This window comes from Lentzea albidocapillata (assembly GCF_000719115.1).
GTDB lineage: Bacteria > Actinomycetota > Actinomycetes > Mycobacteriales > Pseudonocardiaceae > Lentzea > Lentzea albidocapillata.
Genome location: NZ_JOEA01000020.1, coordinates 55742 through 73324 on the forward strand (window position 1 = coordinate 55742; position 17583 = coordinate 73324).

Genomic DNA, 17583 nt, shown 5'->3' on the forward strand with positions numbered 1-17583 from the left:
CCGGTTGTCCCCTTACCAGGCGAGAGAGCGGTCGACGGCGTGCAGCACCCGGTCGAGGTCGGGGAGGAACTCCTCCTCGAGCTTCGACGGCGGGTACGGGGTGTCGAAACCGGTCACCCGCAGCACCGGTGCTTGCAAGGAGTAGAAGCACTCCTGCTGGACCTTGGCCGCAATCTCGCTGGCGATCGAGGACTCGGACGGCGCCTCGGACACGACGACCAGCCGGCCGGTGCGGCGCACCGAGTCGTAGACCGGTGCGAGGTCCAGCGGCGACAGCGTGCGCAGGTCGATGACCTCCAGCGAGGTGCCGTCCTCTGCGGCCGCGTTCGCGGCGTCGAGAGAGGTGCGGACCATCGGGCCGTAGGCCACCAGCGTCGCGTCCGTGCCGGGCCGCAGAACGCGCGACTCGAACAGCTTGCCGGGCTGGGCCGTGGTGTCGACCTCGCCCTTCTCGTAGTAACGGCGCTTGGGCTCGAAGAACAGCACCGGGTCGTCGCTGTCGATCGCCTGCTGGATCATCCAGTACGCGTCGGCCGGGTTCGAGCACGAGACGACCTTGAGGCCGGCGGTGTGCGCGAAGTACGACTCCGGGGACTCCGAGTGGTGCTCGACCGCACCGATGCCGCCACCGAACGGCACGCGGATCACGATGGGCAGCTTGATCTTGCCCTGGGTGCGGTAGTGCAGCTTCGCGACCTGCGACACGATCTGGTCGAAGCCCGGGAAGATGAAGCCGTCGAACTGGATCTCGCACACCGGGCGGTAGCCGCGGATCGCGAGGCCCACGGCGGTGCCGATGATGCCGGACTCCGCGAGCGGCGTGTCGAGCACGCGCTGCTCACCGAAGTCCTTCTGCAGGCCGTCGGTAATTCGGAAGACACCGCCGAGCTTGCCGATGTCCTCGCCCATCATGATGACCTTGGGGTTGGCCTCCATGGCCGCCCGCAAGCCCATGTTGAGCGCCTTGGAGATCGTGAGCGTCTGCACCGGCGACGCCGGAGCAGCAGCCGTGGAACGGTCCATGGTCGGAGCAGCCATCAGTGCTCACCTCCAGCAAAACCCGAGACGTAGCCGAGGAATTCGTCGCGCTGCGCTTCGAGGTTGGGGTTCCCCTCCGCGTACACGTTGCTGAAGATCCGTTCAGCGGGCGGATCGGGCATGTTCGTACAGAACTCCCGCAACTCCTCGCCCAGCTTGTCGGCGTCAGCCTCGACGCTGTCGAAGAACTCGCTGTCTGCCCACTGCTGCTTGACCAGGTAGACCTTCACGCGCTCGATCGGGTCCTTGAGCTTCCACATCTCCAGCTCGTCCGACAGCCGGTAGCGCGTCGGGTCGTCGGAGGTGGTGTGCGCGTCCATCCGGTAGGTGAACGCCTCGATCAGGATCGGGCCGTTGCCGTGGCGGCACTCGTCCAGCGCCCACTTCGTGACGGCGAGCGTCGCGAGGACGTCGTTGCCGTCGACGCGGATGCCGGGGAAGCCGTAGCCGCGGGCACGCTGGTACAGCGGCAGACGCGACTGGCGCTCGGTGGGCTCGGAGATGGCCCACTGGTTGTTCTGGCAGAAGAAGACCAGCGGCGCGTCGTAGACCGCGGCCCACACGAAGCCCTCGTGCACGTCACCCTGGCTGGTGGCGCCGTCGCCGAAGAAGCACATCGTGGCTTCGCCGTCGTCGTCTCCGACCTTGCCGTCGAACTTCTGGCCCATCGCGTACCCGGCCGCGTTGAGGACCTGGTTGCCGATGACGATCGTGTACGGGTGGAAGCGCTTCTCGACCGGGTCCCACGTGCCCTGGTCGGTGCCGCGGAAGATGCCGAGCAGCTCCGTCGGGTTGATCCCGCGCGTCCACGCGATGCCGTGCTCGCGGTAGCTCGGGAACGCCATGTCGGTCGGACGCATCGCGCGGCCGGAACCGATCTGCGCTGCCTCCTGACCGAGCAGCGGCACCCAGATGCCGAGCTGGCCCTTGCGCTGCAGCGCGTTCGCCTCGCGGTCGACGCGGCGGATCAGGACCATGTCGCGGTACAGGCCGCGCAGCTCCTCCGCCGAGATGTCGATGTCGAAGTCGGGGTGCGTGACCCGCTCGCCCTCAGGGGTGAGGAGCTGCACCAGGTCGGCGCCGCCCTCATCAGTCGCACGCAAGCCTGCGATCACCTGTTCCGCTGTCGGTTTTGCGGCAGTGGCGGCCGGCGCTGCGTCCGGCTCAGGGTGCGTCCATTGCTCAGGGGACGACATGCGCCTTCTCCTCTGTCTTCTCCGACCGCCTGATCGCTCGTGACGATCTCGTGCGGCGACGCCGGCGGTCGCCGCTGACCCTGTGGGGCCGGAGGCAGCCGTCGACGGTGACGGTGGCTTACGACCACATCCTGACACGGCCTCACCCGAGTTGGTGAGACCCGTCCCACTTCGTAACACACAAGTCAACGTTCTGATCAGGGACAACAGTCGGAGGTTCGACCTTTTGCCCTCCGACTAGGCCGTCCGATTACCGGACGACGATGTCCCGGTTACCGATCGTTAACTTAGCTGCGGGTCTCTGACTAGAGGCTACGGACGCGAGCGGAGGCGGAGTCGTGACAGGATCGAGAGGTGGACCGCTCACTTGTGACCAGCACTGTCAGGACGCTCTGGGACGACGACATCCTCCCGAGCCTGTCTCAGCTCGTCGCCGTGCCGGCGATCTCGCCCGCGTTCGATCCCGCCTGGGAAGAGCACGGCGAACTGGCCGCCGCGATCGAGCACGTGCGTTTCTGGATCGAGTCACGCGCGCTTCCCGGAGCAGTGCTGGAAGTCGTCCAACTGGCGGGACGTACGCCACTTCTGATGGTCGACGTGCCCGCATCCGGTAACTCGTCCGACGACACGGTGTTGCTCTACGGACACCTCGACAAGCAGCCGCCGGTGGGCGGTTGGAGCGAAGGCCTCGGTCCGTGGACCCCGGTTCTGCGTGACGGACGTCTCTACGGCCGTGGCGCGGCCGACGACGGTTACTCCGGATATGCCGCGATCGCCGCCATCGAGGCCGTGCGCGCCGCCGGCGGTTCGCACGCCCGTTGCGTCGTGCTGCTGGAGACCGGCGAGGAGTCGGGTTCGCCCGACCTGCCCGCGTACCTGGAGCACCTGTCTTCACGGCTGGGCCAGGTCTCCTTGGTCGTCTGCCTGGACTCGGGCGGCTCCGACTACGACCGCATGTGGCTGACGACGTCGCTGCGTGGCCTGGTGCAGGTCACGGCCACCGTGCGGGTGCTGGACGGCGGCCTGCACTCCGGCATGGCGTCCGGCATCGTGCCGTCGTCGTTCCGGATCGCGCGGGTGCTGCTGGACCGGCTGGAGAACTCGGAGACCGGCGAGGTCCTGGTGCCGGAGATGCACGTCGAGATCCCGGCGGGCCGGCTGGCCGAGGTCCGCGATGCCGTCGAGGCCGCGCCGGGCGCCCTGTGGGGTGCGGTGCCGCGCGTCGGTGACCTGCAGCCGATGTCCGACGACGAGGTGGAGCTGGCGCTCAACTCCGGGTGGCGGCCGACCCTGTCCGTGACCGGAGCCGAGGGCCTGCCCCTGCCGGACGACGCGGGCAACGTGCTGCGCCCGTTCACGACGCTGGTGCTGTCGTTCCGCCTGCCGCCGACGGCCAACGCCGCCGTGGCGCTGGAGGCGGTACGCGAGAAGCTGACCACCGACGTGCCCTACAACGCGACCGTGGAGCTCTCCCGCGTCGAGTCGGCCGACGGCTGGAACGCGCCCGAGCTGGCACCTTGGCTGTCCTCCGTCCTGGACGAAGCGAGCAAGGAGGTCTTCGGCGCGCCTTGGCGGACCGTGTCGCTGGGTGGGTCGATCCCGTTCATGGGGCTGCTGCACGAGGCCTACCCGGACGCCCAGTTCGTGGTGACCGGAGTGATCGGGCCGGACTCCAACTGCCACGTGCCCGACGAGTGGCTGCACCTGGCGCACGCGGCTCGGGTCACCGAGGCCGTGGCGCTGGTCCTCGACTCGCACTCCAAGCAGTCCTGACGACTCACCGCTACCCTCAACTACTCTCAAGCTGGTCTCTCAAGTACTCTGAAGCTGCTTGACAGTTCAGCTTGAGAGTAGGACCGCGTGGATACGTCCAATTTCGCTTCCCTGATCGACCGCCTTCGGAAAGTCGGAGGCGAGGTGAGCGATGTCGAAGTGAAGTCGGCAGAGGGCGGCCTGCCCAAGAGCATCACGGAAACGCTGTCCGCCTTCGCCAACACCAACGGCGGCTTGTTGCTGCTCGGACTGGATGAGCAGAGCGGTTTCGCTCCGGTCACGCTGAACAACCCGGCCAAGTTGCGGGACGACCTGGCATCGGCCGCGAGCAGCTGCCTCGTCCCCCCGCTCCGCATCTCCACCGATGTCATCGAGATCGAGGGTCAGGCTCTCGTAGTCGCCGAGATCGATCCGCTGACCTCTGACCAACGCCCTTGCTATGTCGAAAGCCGCGGCATCGCCAACGGATCGTACGTCCGCGTCGGCGATGGAGACCGGCGGATGACTCAGGCGGAGATCGGGCTCGCCATCGCCAATCGCGGCCAGCCGCGCTATGACCTCGAGCCCGTTCCTCAGGCCGCTGTCACAGACCTCGACCGGGCAGCGCTGGCTCGAACGCTCGAACGAGTGCGCCAGACATCCAGAGCTTTTCGGGACGTCGACGAAAGCACGGCACTGGAGCGGTTGCATGTACTGGTACGGGATGGGCAAAGCAACCTGGTGCCTTCCGTGGGCGGTCTGCTCACGTTCGGTGTCTATCCCCAGCAGCACTTCCCACAGCTCACGGTGTCGGTCGTCGTCTACAGCGGAGAACAGACGGGACCCAGGTTCGTGGACAACCCGGTGATCCGTGGTTCGATTCCGGAGCTAGTCGCCGAGACGATCGCGGTGCTGCGCCGACACATGCGAGTGAGGAGCTACGTCAGCGCGGCCGGCCGCCACGAACGACTCGACTACCCGCTCGAAGCGGTGCGCGAGGCAGTCGTGAACGCGGTACTGCACCGCGACTACAGCCCGGTGACCCGAGGAACACAGGTCCAGGTCGAGCTGCACCCCGATCGCTTGCTCGTACGCAGCCCGGGAGGCTTGTTCGGGCCCGTGGTCGTCGAAGACCTGGGCACAGAAGGCGTAACTTCGTCCCGCAACTCGTTCCTTGCGGCAATGCTGTCCGACACCTTCGTGCCCGGCACCGATCGGCTGGTTGCGGAGAACAAGGCTTCCGGCGTGCCTGCCATGATCAAGGAACTCCGGCTGTCCGGGATGACTCGACCGGTCTTCAGCAACTTCGCCAGCCGTTTCGAGGTGGAGTTCAACAGGTCAGAGCTGCTCGACCCAGCCACCCGCCGCTGGCTCGACACCCTCCGGAAGCCCGGACTCGGACAGTTGCACGAACTGGCCCTCGCCACGATGTTCCACGGCCAGTCCATCGGCAACGCGACCCTGCGAGAGTTCGGCGCGAGTCCGGCGACCGCCACGGCTGCGCTGCGGGACCTCGTCATCTGGGGGCTGGCTGTCAGAACCGGAGGGCGCCGCTATGCCACCTACTCCCTCAACGCCCCCGTTCAGGCACCCGAGCAACCATCGCTCTTCCCGGAGGTCGAGGAGCTCACATCGGCGGACCTCGTGGCAGCCGCTCTGCGGGAACTCAAAGCGGCACGGGCGAGTGATCTGATCGCGGCGACCGGGTACTCACGTCCCACCGTGCTCGCCCGCCTCGAAAACCTGGTCCGCAGAGGGCTCGTGAGCGTCGAGGGCACTCCGAGAAGTCCCAAACGCAGGTACCTGTGGACCGGTGTCGAGTGAGGTACGACTCAGCCGAGGCCTGGGCACCACCAGCCGTCCGACCCCGTATCCCACACTGGGGCGATGGGCGAACATGCGGAACGGGCGCGTCTCGCGGAGTCGGACACACCGACTTCGCCGTGGCGGCTGTGGGGGCCGTACCTCTCGGGTCGCCAGTGGGGCACGGTCCGCGAGGACTACTCGCCCGAGGGTGACGCGTGGGCGTCGTTCCCGTTCGACCACGCCCGTTCGCGCGCCTACCGGTGGGGCGAGGACGGCATCGCGGGCATCTGCGACGTGCACGGGTTCATGAACTTCGCCGTCGCCCTGTGGAACGGCAAGGACCCGATCCTCAAGGAGCGGTACTTCGGCCTCACCAACGACGAGGGCAACCACGGTGAGGACGTCAAGGAGCACTGGTGGGTGACCGACGGGACGCCCACCCACTCCTGGATGCAGATGGTCTACCGGTATCCGCAGCGCGAGTTCCCGTACGACCAGCTGCGTGAGATGGCGCGCAACGCCGGCCGGGAGAACCGCGAGCCAGAGCTCTCAGATACCGGGGTGCTCGACGAGAACCGGTTCTTCGACGTCCAGGTCACCTACGCGAAGGCCGAGACGGACGACATCTGCATCGAGATCAGTGCGACGAACCACGGGCCCGAGGACGCGCCGTTGCACCTCCTGCCGCAGCTGTGGTTCCGCAACACGTGGGCGTGGGGCAGGGACCAACGGCCGTGTCAGCTCGTTGCGAGCACCACGGCCGGACGCAAGGTCACGGCTGACCACGGCAACCTCGGCCGGTACACGCTGCATCTGGACGACTCGCCGTCGATGCTCATGACGGACAACGAGACCAACGAGGTGTCGCTCTTCGGGGCCGAGCGCAACCCGTCGCCGTGGACCAAGGACGGCATCTGCGACTACGTGGTGCGTGGCAGCACGAGCAGTTGTCAGGTCGTGGGGCCGGACGACGCCGGGGTGGCGGGCACCAAGTTCGCGGCCTGGTACTCGTTCGACCCCGTGGAGCCGGGCGAGACGGTGACGGTCCGGCTGCGGCTCGTCGGCGGCGACGGGCACCTGGACCCGTTCGGGCCGAGCTTCGAAGAGACCGTGGCGCGGCGCAGGATCGAGGCCGACGAGTTCCACGACGCCATCGCGCCACAGACCGAGCCCGAGGAGAAGCACGTGCTGCGGCGCGCGCTCGCGGGTCTCATGTGGACGAAGCAGCACTACAGGTTCCGCACGCGCGACTGGCTCGACGGCGATCCGACGAAGCCCGAGGCGCCCAGTTCCAGACGTACGCCCGAGGCGCGCAACGTGCACTGGCGGCACCTCGACGTCGCCGACGTGATCTCGATGCCGGACGAGTGGGAGTACCCGTGGTTCGCGGCGTGGGACCTCGCGTTCCACACCATCCCGTTCACGCTGGTCGACCCGGCGTTCGCGAAGGAGCAGCTGCTGCTGTTCTGCCGTGAGTGGATGATGCACCCGAACGGCCAGATTCCCGCCTACGAGTGGGAGTTCGGCGACGTCAACCCGCCGGTGCACGCGTGGGCGGCGTTGCAGGTCTACCGCGCGGACGGCAGCAGGGACCGCGGGTTCCTCGCCAAGATCTTCCACAAGCTGCTGCTCAACTTCTCCTGGTGGGTCAACCGCAAGGACGCCGACGGCAGCTACCTGTTCGAGGGCGGGTTCCTCGGCATGGACAACATCGGGCCGGTCAACCGGTCCGAGCCGATGCTGGGCGAGTGGCGGCTGGAGCAGTCCGACGCGACGTCGTGGATGGCCGCGTACAGCCTGCACCTCATGCAGATCGCGCTGGAGCTGGCGCGCGACGACGAGTCCTATGAGGACGTCGCGACGAAGTTCGTCGAGCACTTCCTGTCGATCGCGGAGGCGTTCACGCACTTCGGGTCGCACGGCGGCGGAATCTGGCACGACGAGGACGGCTTCTGCTACGACCGCGTCTCGCGGCGCCGTCCCGACGGCGAAGTCGAGTCCGAGCCGGTGCGCGTGCGGTCGATGGTCGGCCTCATCCCGTTGCTGGCCGGCGCTGTTCTCGAACCGTGGGTGCTCGAAGAGCTGCAGGGGTTCACGAGCCGGCTGGAGCACCTGCTCAAGCGGCGGCCCGAGCTGCGGCAGTTCATCACGTTCCACTACGAGCGCGGCGCGTTCGTGTCGTTGCTCGACGAGGGCAAGCTCAAGCGCGTGCTGCACCGGATGCTCGACGAGCAGGAGTTCCTGTCGCCGCACGGGATCCGCTCGCTGAGTGCCGCACACCGCGAGGGCCTGGAGGTCAGCGTCGCGGGCCAGGACCACCGCATGGGCTACGAGCCGGGCGAGTCGCACACGCCGATGTTCGGCGGCAACTCGAACTGGCGCGGCCCGGTCTGGTTGCCCACGAACGCGCTGCTGGTGGAGGCGCTGCGCACGGTCTGCGCGTTCCACGACGGCATGTTCCAGGTCGAGATGCCGACGCACTCCGGACGCCGGGTCACCGCCGGCCAGGTCGCGGACGAGCTGAGCGACCGGCTCGTCGGGCTCTTCCTGCCCGACCACGACGGGCGCCGGCCGTCGGACGGCAAGCGGATCGAGGCCTCCGAGTCACCTCTTTGGCGCAGGCACGTCACCTTCAGCGAGTACTTCGACGGGGACACGGGTGAGGGCCTCGGCGCCACCCACCAGACCGGCTGGACGGCTCTGGTGGCGGGCCTGCTGGCCGAGAGAACACGCTGACCAGCGCCGTCGTGATCAAATCCTGATCAAGGACACGCTCGCAGATGGTTATCATTCGTGCGCAATACGTGAAGACGTTGTGTGATCTGGCCCAAATCGCGCAAGATTCTGTGCCTGAAAGACCGATTTGACGCAAAATCATTGCAAGGCAGTGGCCTGTAACACCCACGTGCTGTCCACCGCGTCAACCGAGTGGCAGGATCCCGTTCACTCGTCCGCGACAGTTACGAGGAGTGACGCAGTGGCTCGTCGATCCAGGCACGTGCTCGCCCTACTGCCCGCAGCGGCCCTTGCGCTGACCGCGCTCGCCGGATGCGCGACGAGCACCAACAGCGGCGGTGGCACCACCGACGGTGGGATCAAGCTTGTCAAGGAAGGCAAGCTCGTCACCTGTACCCACCTGTCCTACAAGCCGTTCCAGTACACCGATGGTGACAAGACCGTCGGCTTCGACGTCGATCTGGTCGATCTGATCGCCGAGGAACTGAAGGTCAAGCAGGAGATCTTCGACACCCAGTTCGAGACGATCACGTCTGGCGCGAGCTTCAACGCGAACCAGTGTGACCTCGCCGCGGCGGGTATGACGATCAAGGAAGAACGCAAGCAGGGGATGGACTTCTCCGACCCGTACTTCGAGGCCTCGCAGGCGCTGCTGGTCAAGAAGGACTCGCCGATCAAGTCGCTGGCGGATCTCAAGGGCAAGAAGATCGGTGTCCAGCAGGACACCACCGGTGAGATCTACGCCAACGACAACAAGGCCGCCAACGGCTACGAGGTCATCCAGTTCGAGGACCTCCCGCTGATGGAGACCGCCGTGCGCACCGGCGCCGTCGACGCCGCGATCAACGACAACGGCGTGCTCCTCGACTACGTCAAGGAGTTCCCGGACACCGCCGTCTCCGCCGAGTTCGACACGAACGAGCAGTACGGCATCGGCGTGAAGAAGGGCAACACCGCGCTGCTGGCCAAGATCAACGAGGTCCTGAAGAAGGCCAAGGACAGCGGCAAGTACGACGAGATCTACGAGAAGTGGTTCGGCAAGAAGCCGGAGAAGAAGTAGCGATCTGAGCTGGCGGGGCGGCGGACGACGCCGCCCCGTTCGCGTCCGAACCACATCCGCTAGGAGTCGTACCATGGCGCTGTCCAAGCGCAGGCGGGCCGAATACTTCCGGTACGCGCAGTACACGCTGCTCGTCGTCGCCGCCCTGGTGATCGCGTTCTTCGCCGACTGGGAGCAGATCCGCACGGCGTTCTTCAACTTCAAGACGATGGGGGACATGTTCCCCAACGTCATCACCATCGCGTTGAAGAACACACTCATCTACACCGCACTCGGATTCGGGTTCGGCCTCGCGCTGGGTCTGGTCCTCGCGCTGATGAAGCTCTCGTCGATCGCGCCGTACCGCTGGATCGCGACGATCTACATCGAGTTCTTCCGCGGCATTCCGGCACTGCTGGTGTTCATCGGTCTCGCGTACGGCGTGCCGCTCGCGTTCCAGCTCCAGTTCGACATCTACTCCACGGTCATGCTGGCGCTCGGCATCGTCGGTGCCGCCTACATCGCCGAGACCATCCGCGCCGGCCTCCAGGCAGTGCCGAAGGGGCAGGTCGAGGCGGCGCGCTCGCTGGGCATGTCGCAGGGCCGCGCGATGATCACCATCGTGATCCCGCAGGCGTTCCGGATCATCCTGCCGCCGCTGACCAACGAGCTGATCCTGCTGACCAAGGACTCCTCGCTGATCTACATCATCGGGCTCGCCCGTGACCAGTACGAGCTGACGAAGTTCGGGCGGGAGACGCTGAGCCGCAGCCCGTCGCTCACCCCGATCCTCGTCGTCGGTCTGTGCTACCTGATCATCACGTTGCCTCTCGGGTACCTGTCGAGGCACCTGGAGCGCCGCTCCGGCGGAAAGAAGGTGTCCGTCCTGTGAGCGAGATTTCCGTTGAGATCACCGGGCTGAAGAAGTCGTTCGGCTCGTTGGACGTCCTCAAGGGCATCGACGTCACGGTCAACCGCGGTGACGTGGTCTGCGTCATCGGTCCGTCGGGTTCCGGCAAGTCGACGTTGCTGCGCTGCGTGAACCTGCTGGAGGAGCCGAACGACGGCAAGATCGTCGTCAACGGTGTCGAGCTGACCGATCACGACGTCGACATCGACCTGGCTCGCACGAAGATCGGCATGGTCTTCCAGTCGTTCAACCTGTTCTCACACCTGAACGTCCTCGCGAACCTCACCGTCGCGCAGCGCAAGGTGCTCAAGCGCGGCGAGAAGGAAGCGCAGGAGATCGCCCTGCGCAACCTGGACCGGGTCGGCCTGCTGGAGAAGGCCAACTCGATGCCCGCGCAGCTCTCCGGTGGCCAGCAGCAACGCGTGGCGATCGCCCGCGCGCTGTCGATGGACCCCGACGTGATGCTGTTCGACGAGCCCACCTCGGCGCTCGACCCCGAGCTCGTCGGTGACGTGCTGGGCGTGATGCGCCAGCTCGCCGACGAGGGCATGACGATGCTGGTCGTGACGCACGAGATGCAGTTCGCCCGCGAGGTCGCCGACAAGGTGATCTTCATGGACGGCGGCTACATCGTCGAGGAGGGTCCGGCGGCCGAGGTGATCGGCAACCCGCAGGAGCCGCGCACCCAGGAGTTCCTGGCGCGCGTGCTCGACCCGACGCACCACGGTCCGAGCGACCCGGTCTAGCTGCATGGCGAGGGGGAAGGTCGCCGCGGCGGACGTGCTGCGGGGGCTGTTGGGGGAGAACGACAACTCTGGTGGTGGCGGGTGGAGGTTGCCTCGGCGCAAGCCGAGCACCCCGCCCGTTATCCGCGTGGTCGACCGGGTGGTCACCGACGTGCTCGACCTGCGCGCGGTCGAGGTGCCTTACGTGCTGGAGTTCGAGCGCTGCCAGTTCGAGGCGGCGCCGGACCTGCGGCAGGCGAATCTGGCGGGCATCTCGTTCACCGACTGCGACCTGCCCGGTCTCGAAGCGCGCAACCTCAGCAGTGGCAACGACGTGTCGCTGCTCGACTGCCGCGTCTCGGGCCTGACCGACTTCACCGACGCCGAGATCGCGGGCTCGGTCCTGTTGCGGGACACCAGGTTCAGCGTGCCGGGCGGGCTGTGCCTGCACGGTGACCGGCTGACGGTCGCCGGTGCGCTGCTCGGGTTCGGCATCGTCACCGAGGGCGAGGTGCGGCTCGCGGGCGCGCGCATCGGCGGCAACGTCAACCTCGGCAGCGCGGTGCTGGAGAACGCCGACGGCTTCACGTTGAACGGCAACGGCATGCAGGTCGGCGGCAACTTCCTCGGCGCGTTCACCTCGCACGGCGTGGTGTTCCTGGCCAACGCGCGGATCAGTTCGACGCTGTCCTTGAGTGGCGCGACGCTCTCGCGCGGGCCGGACTTCACGGCCTCCAGCGACCCGCACGCCGACCCGTCCGCCACGCTCTTCCTCGACCGGGTGGACGTGTCCGGTGACCTGCAGCTCGACCGCGGCTTCACCAGCCAGGGCACGATCCGCGCGGTGAACGCGAAGATCGGCGGCACGTTCACGCTGGCAGAAGCGGTGCTGGACGCCGTGTCGCCGCCGTCGGCCGGCACCGACCCGACCGGCTCGGGCCGCGCGTTGCACGTCGACGGCGCGGAGATCGGCGGCGACGTCGTCGGCCGTGGCGTGCGGATCAAGGGCCAGCTGCGCATGGTCGACACGCACGTGCGCGGCAGCATCACCATCGAACGGGCCACTGTGGACAATCCGGCCGCGGATGCCGTGCTGGCCAACCGTTCCCAGATCGGCAGCAACTTCGTGGTGCGCGAGTCGGACGTCGCCGGCGGCCTGGAGCTGCGCGGCATCACCGTCGGCGCGAACCTCGACCTGCGCGGCAGCCGGTTGATCAAGCCGGGCAAGTACCGGCACCAGCCGCGCGAGAAGCCGTCGCTCGACATCGGTGGCGCCACGATCGGCCGCGACCTCATCTGCGCGCGCGGCGACAAGGAGTTCGTCGCGCATGGCGGCGTGCGGTGCCGTCGCGCGATGATCGGCCGGATGGCGAACTTCAACGGCGCGGTGCTCGGCTACAAGCTCGACAGCCACGCGTTGAACGCCATGGGCATGCAGGTGCAGGAGCTGATGCTCAACGTCGTGTCGCCACCCAAGGGCCTCGTGACGCTGCGGCAGGCGCGCTGCACGTCGTTGGACGACAACGAGAACTTCTGGAACGCCACGGGTTTCATCGACCTCGACGACTTCCGCTACGACTCGCTCGCCTATCCGATCGACCTGCGCGACGACGACCAGGTGCAGCAGCGGCTGCGCTGGCTGCGGCAGGCGATGCGGCGCAGCTACCACCCGCGCCCGTACGACCAGTTCGCCGAGATGCTGACCGCGGCCGGCAACGAGGAGCACGCCTCGACCGTGCTGATCGAGAAGCAACGCCTGCGGTACCGCGCGGTCGCCGAGGGCATGCGGTTCTTCGGTCCGCTGGTGCTGGTGTGGAGCTTCCTGCAACGGTCGATGGTCGGCTACGGCTACCGGCCGGCGCGGGCGCTGGGATGGCTGATCGCGGCGTGGTTCCTCGGCAGCATCTGGTTCCAGGTCCAGGGACGGTTGACCGAGATCAACGAAGATGACCACCTGCCGTGGAACGCCTGGATCTACACGATCGACCTGGTGGTGCCGATCGTCGACTTCGGCAACAAGAACCGCTGGCAGACGCCGGGCGCGTCGCAGTGGATCGCGTCCGGACTGATCGTGACGGGCTGGATCCTGGCGACGACCGTGGCGGCCGGTCTGACCCGGATGCTGAAGAGGTAGAACGCCACCATCGGGGTATTTCGCCGCCTGGTGAACAGTGGTGCGATCGTCCGGTGATCGCCGCCGAGTCCACCGAGCTGTTCGTCGGACCTCGGACCGCACTGCTGCAGGTGGTGCGGCTGACCTCGCCCACGGTGGCGGGACCGGTGCACGCGCACGTCTCCGGGCCCGGCCTGCACTCGCCGCGGCACGGCGGTTCGCTGGTGCCGGGGCCGTTCGGCTACGAGCTCGCCATCGACGTGTCCGAGCACCCACCCGGTGCCGTCGTGCCCGCACAGGCAGTCGTGCGGTCGGCCGCCGGCGAGGAGTCGTGCACGTTCTCGCTGGTCGTGGGCTCGCCGGGGTGGACGGTGCACCTCGTCGGGCACGTCGCGGGCGACGCCCCGTTCCCTGCCGTGCGCGCCCATCTGGACCTCGCGCTGACCGATCCCGCCTACCGGTTCGCCGTGACGTCGGTCGAGTTGTTGCAGCCGTACTGGGACACGTTCCCGCAGCACCGCTCGTTGCTGCTGCGGCTGATCTACGAAGGCCGGGTCGAGGTCGTCGGGTCCGAGTCCAATGTGGTCGGTGTGCCGCCGCTGCTGTCCTCGCTGCCGTCCGGGCCTTCGCTGGCGGCCTCGTCGCTGGCTGAGGCCGAGCGGTCGGTCTACTCCTCGTTCCTGGAGTTGCGGTCCGGGGTTGTTGCGCCGCACGTGATGCTGCCGGTCGGTTCCGATCGTGAGGGTCCGAACCCGTGGGTGACCGCGATCCACCACGACTGGAGCGCGCGCTACACGTGGCCGCGGATGATCTGCTCGTTGCCGCGCGCCTACTACGTGCGCGGATCCGTGCCCGTGCCGCCCGCACCTGCGGACGACTCGCCTGCCGCTGTGTTCGCTTCGCACGCGGCTCGGCTGACCGGGGCTGCATATCCTGCCGCCGCGCTCTCACGCGCTGCGGTGGCGCACCCGCGGGAGGCCTTCGACCTGCAGTCCGACGTCATCTCGCGGTCGCTCGCGGCCTTGACGTCCACTGTGGACTCTTCGGTGGTCGTGTGGAACCCGTCGTCCTCGGCGTGCACCGACATCATGTCGGTGCACCTGCCGTTCGAGCGCAACGTGCACGTGGAGTTCGACGGCGTTGTGCTACCGACGTTGGTGGACGGCGTGACCGTGACGTTCTTGGCACGTGAGGTGCCCGCGCGCGGATGGCGCACCTACTCGTTGGTCGAGGACGACATCGATCACGGTTGGAAGCGCGGCTACGGCACCGAGATCGCGTCCACTCACTACGTCCTGTCATACGGCCCGATCGCTTCTCTCGTCGCCGTCGACGGTCCTGCTCTGGAAGCGCCTCGGCTGGTCGGGCCGGTAAGCGTGTGGCACAGCGAGGTCGGCGAGAAGATGGTCGGCTCCACGACCTTCACGCTGTGGAACGAGGTCGGGCACCTGGGGCCTTCGTCTTTGTACGCCGTGCTCGGCTCACGCAGCCCATCCAGCGGCACCCTGCCGTCCGTGGCGCCGCGACTGGCGTTGGCCGGACCGCCGCTGGGGCCCGTCTCACCTGCCGTGACCCCGGTGTTCGCGCGCTACTGGCTGCACGAGCCAGCGCCGTTGGGCGGCCTGCGCGCGAACGTCCACCTGGAGGTGCTCGGCCCGACCCGGCTGCGCGTGGTGACCGTGTCGGACGGCCCGGCGTTCTCCGGCGTCGTCCGGCTCGCGCTGCCCGACGGCTGGTCGGCGTCGTGGGACTCGTTACCGGTGTCGCTGCCGGCCGGTGGTCACGTGTCGGCCGAGGTGCGCCTGGTGCCGCCGCGGATCCCCGGCTGCCACCCGGTGCGCGCCACGTTGGAGGGGCTGCCCTTCGACGTCTACGACGTGGCGCTGCTGACCGTGCCGGAGTGGGACGGTGACGAGCCCGTCGAGGCGCTGTGGGTGGCCTCGTCGCCGGCCGTGGTGTCGGTCAGACCGGGGGAATCGGCGTCGGTGCGGGTCGTGCTCGCCTCCGGCGCACACGGTGACCTGCCGGTTCAGGCCCGGTTGCTGTCGCCGCGCTCCTCGTGGGAGTTCGCCGGGCCGTTCTGCGTGAGCGGATTGGTGCCGCGGCAGGGCAGGCTGCCGCTCGACTTCACGCTCGAAGCGCCCGCCTGGGCCACGCCGGGCACGTGGCCGGCCGTCGTGCGCGTGGCCGCGGGTGACCTGGTCCGCACCACTGCGCCCATCCGCCTCGAAGTGGCTGGTTAAGCTGCGTCACCGTGACTGATCTGGTGCTGGCACTGGACTTCGGCGGCACCAAGATCGCCGCCGCGCTGGTGGACCCGTTCGGCTCGGTGGTGCGGTCCTCGCGCGTGCCGACGCCGTCCGAAAACCCTTGGGACGCGGTCGTCTCAGTGATCTCCGAGGTGGTCCAGGACTCGGCCGTAGCGGGCGTGGGCATCGCTTCCGCGGGCCCGGTCGACACCACCGCAGGCACCGTCTCGCCGATCAACGTGCCGTCGTGGCAGGAGTTCCCGCTGCGGTCGTCGGTGGCGTCGCTGTTCCCCGGCGTCCCGGTCGAACTCGCGGGCGACGGCGTGTGCATGGCGCTGGGCGAACACTGGCGCGGCGCCGGCCAGGGCAGCACGTTCATGGTCGGCCTCGTCGTGTCGACCGGTGTCGGTGGCGGCCTGGTGCTGGACGGACGGCCGTTCGGCGGCCGCACCGGCAACGCGGGCCACATCGGCCACATCGTCGTGGAACCCGACGGCGAACCCTGCACGTGCGGCGGCCGGGGGTGCGTGGAGACCATCGCGGGCGGCCCGCGCATGGTGGCCTGGGCGCGCCGCGCCGGCTGGCCGGCACCGGACCACGCCGACGCCGCCCTGCTCGCCGCCGCCGCCCTGTCCGGCGAGGAGATCCCGCTGGAGGCCTTCGACCGTGCCGGTCAGGCCGTCGGGATGGCGATCGCCGGGGCTGCCGCGGTGTGCGACCTGGAGCTCGCCGTCATCGGGGGTGGGGTGGCGCAGGCCGGGGAACTGCTGTTCGAGCCGGTGCGGCGGACGTTGAAGACTCATGCCGGGCTGTCTTACCTGAGTGGGCTGGAGGTGCGGGCGGCTGAGCTGGGTGGGGAAGCCGGGCTGGTGGGGGCGGCTGCGCTGGTTCGGCAGTCCGTTTGATCGGCGCGGTCGGCGGCAGGCCGGTCGGCTGACCGGACTGGCGGGCTGACGGTTCGGCGGGCTGACGGACTCGAGGTGCGCGCGGCTGAGCTGGGCGGGGAGGCCGGGCTGGTGGGGGCGGCCACGCTGGTTCGGCAGTCCGTTTGATCGGCGGGGTCGGCGGCAAGCTCAGCGGCTCGGTGGCACGGCGAGCTCGGTGGAGCAGCCGCTCGGCGGGCAGGCGGCTCGGCAGGGCGGGCCAGTCCGCCGCACCGGACGGTCTCGGTGGCGCTGGCCGACCGGGCCGAAGCGGTCGCGCTGATCGGCCGGTGCGTGCGGCAGCGTCAGACTGCCTGGCGGGTGTGCCGCAGTGGCGACTCGACCCTGGCCACCGCGATGCCTGCCGCCTCCAGGGCCGAGCGGACCGCGCGGGCTATCTCCACCGCGCCTGGGGTGTCGCCGTGCACGCAGATCGAGTCGGCCTGGATTCGCACCGGACGGCCGGAGACGCTGCGGATCCAGCCCTCGGTCGCCAGTTGTACGCAGCGGGCCGCGATCTCGGCCGGATCGCGTAGGACGGCTCCCGGTTCGTTGCGGGGCACCAGGGTTCCTGATGGTGTGTAAGCCCTGTCGGCGAAGGCCTCGTGCCATACGCGCAGGCCGGCCACCGAGGCTCGCTTCAGCCATACCGCGCCTGGTGGGCCCAGTACTGCGAGCGTCGGGTCGAAGAGGCGGACGGCGTCTACCACGGCGTCGGCTTGGGCTTCGTGTCTGACCAGGGTGTTGTAGAGGGCGCCGTGTGGCTTCACGTACGAGATTCGGGTGCCGGCGGCGCGTGCGAACGCCGACAAGGCTCCTAGTTGGGCCAAGACCTCGTTGGTGAGGGTGTCCGGGGCTACGTCTATGAACCTGCGGCCGAAGCCCGCCAGGTCTTGGTAGCCGACGTGTGCGCCTACGGCTGTTCCTGCCGCGGCGGCGAGGGTGCAGGTTTCGCGCATCGTGTCGGCGTCGCCGGCGTGGTGGCCGCAGGCGATGTTTGCGCTGGTCACTACTGCGAGCAGGGCCTTGTCGTCGCCTAGGGTCCAGCGGCCGAAGCCCTCGCCCAGGTCCGCGTTCAGGTCCATGGCCGTCCTTC

12 protein-coding genes are annotated in these 17583 nt (G+C 68.3%); 9 read left to right on the forward strand and 3 right to left on the reverse strand.

All coding sequences use genetic code 11. From position 1 onward, the window contains the following. Positions 1 to 12 precede the first annotated feature (12 nt). Entirely contained in the window at positions 13 to 1038 is a 1026-nt protein-coding gene (locus IG04_RS0130000; RefSeq protein WP_030480099.1) for an alpha-ketoacid dehydrogenase subunit beta, read from the reverse strand. Continuing rightward, entirely contained in the window at positions 1038 to 2234 is a 1197-nt protein-coding gene (gene pdhA / locus IG04_RS0130005; RefSeq protein ID WP_030480100.1) for a pyruvate dehydrogenase (acetyl-transferring) E1 component subunit alpha, read from the reverse strand. The genes IG04_RS0130000 and pdhA overlap by 1 nt, the downstream gene beginning before the upstream one ends. A gap of 369 nt (positions 2235 to 2603) precedes the next feature. Here pdhA and IG04_RS0130010 point away from each other — a divergent pair, with 369 nt between their 5' ends. The 9 genes from IG04_RS0130010 to IG04_RS0130050 all read left to right on the forward strand — a co-directional run bounded on the left by IG04_RS0130010 (position 2604) and on the right by IG04_RS0130050 (position 16469). Then, positions 2604 to 4007, forward strand: a complete 1404-nt coding sequence (locus IG04_RS0130010) for a M20/M25/M40 family metallo-hydrolase (protein WP_420843974.1) — start codon at positions 2604 to 2606, stop codon at positions 4005 to 4007. A 144-nt stretch (positions 4008 to 4151) separates the two neighbouring features. Further along, the gene (locus IG04_RS0130015) at positions 4152 to 5810 is read left to right on the forward strand and encodes an ATP-binding protein (RefSeq protein ID WP_211257841.1); all 1659 of its coding nucleotides are present in this window, start codon (positions 4152 to 4154) and stop codon (positions 5808 to 5810) included. A 63-nt stretch (positions 5811 to 5873) separates the two neighbouring features. Next, positions 5874 to 8528, forward strand: coding sequence for an MGH1-like glycoside hydrolase domain-containing protein (locus IG04_RS0130020; protein ID WP_030480103.1), 2655 nt, complete (start codon positions 5874 to 5876; stop codon positions 8526 to 8528). Positions 8529 to 8769: 241 nt separating this feature from the next. Continuing rightward, positions 8770 to 9588, forward strand: coding sequence for a basic amino acid ABC transporter substrate-binding protein (locus tag IG04_RS0130025; protein WP_030480104.1), 819 nt, complete (start codon positions 8770 to 8772; stop codon positions 9586 to 9588). A 73-nt stretch (positions 9589 to 9661) separates the two neighbouring features. After that, positions 9662 to 10459, forward strand: coding sequence for an amino acid ABC transporter permease (locus tag IG04_RS0130030; protein ID WP_030480105.1), 798 nt, complete (start codon positions 9662 to 9664; stop codon positions 10457 to 10459). Further along, the gene (locus IG04_RS0130035) at positions 10456 to 11223 is read left to right on the forward strand and encodes an amino acid ABC transporter ATP-binding protein (RefSeq protein WP_030480106.1); all 768 of its coding nucleotides are present in this window, start codon (positions 10456 to 10458) and stop codon (positions 11221 to 11223) included. The genes IG04_RS0130030 and IG04_RS0130035 overlap by 4 nt, the downstream gene beginning before the upstream one ends. A 4-nt stretch (positions 11224 to 11227) precedes the next feature. Then, entirely contained in the window at positions 11228 to 13336 is a 2109-nt protein-coding gene (locus tag IG04_RS0130040) for a hypothetical protein (protein WP_051770953.1), read from the forward strand. Between the two features lie 53 nt (positions 13337 to 13389). Further along, on the forward strand, positions 13390 to 15558 hold the full coding sequence (locus IG04_RS0130045) for an NEW3 domain-containing protein (protein WP_030480108.1): 2169 nt from the start codon (positions 13390 to 13392) through the stop codon (positions 15556 to 15558). An 11-nt stretch (positions 15559 to 15569) separates the two neighbouring features. Then, entirely contained in the window at positions 15570 to 16469 is a 900-nt protein-coding gene (locus IG04_RS0130050; protein WP_030480109.1) for an ROK family protein, read from the forward strand. Positions 16470 to 16792: 323 nt separating this feature from the next. On the opposite strand, the gene IG04_RS0130055 is transcribed toward IG04_RS0130050, so the two are convergent. Continuing rightward, positions 16793 to 17572 carry a LamB/YcsF family protein gene (locus tag IG04_RS0130055; RefSeq protein WP_051770956.1) on the reverse strand — a complete coding sequence of 260 codons (780 nt, stop codon included), beginning with the start codon at positions 17570 to 17572 and terminating at the stop codon, positions 16793 to 16795. Positions 17573 to 17583: the final 11 nt, after the last annotated feature.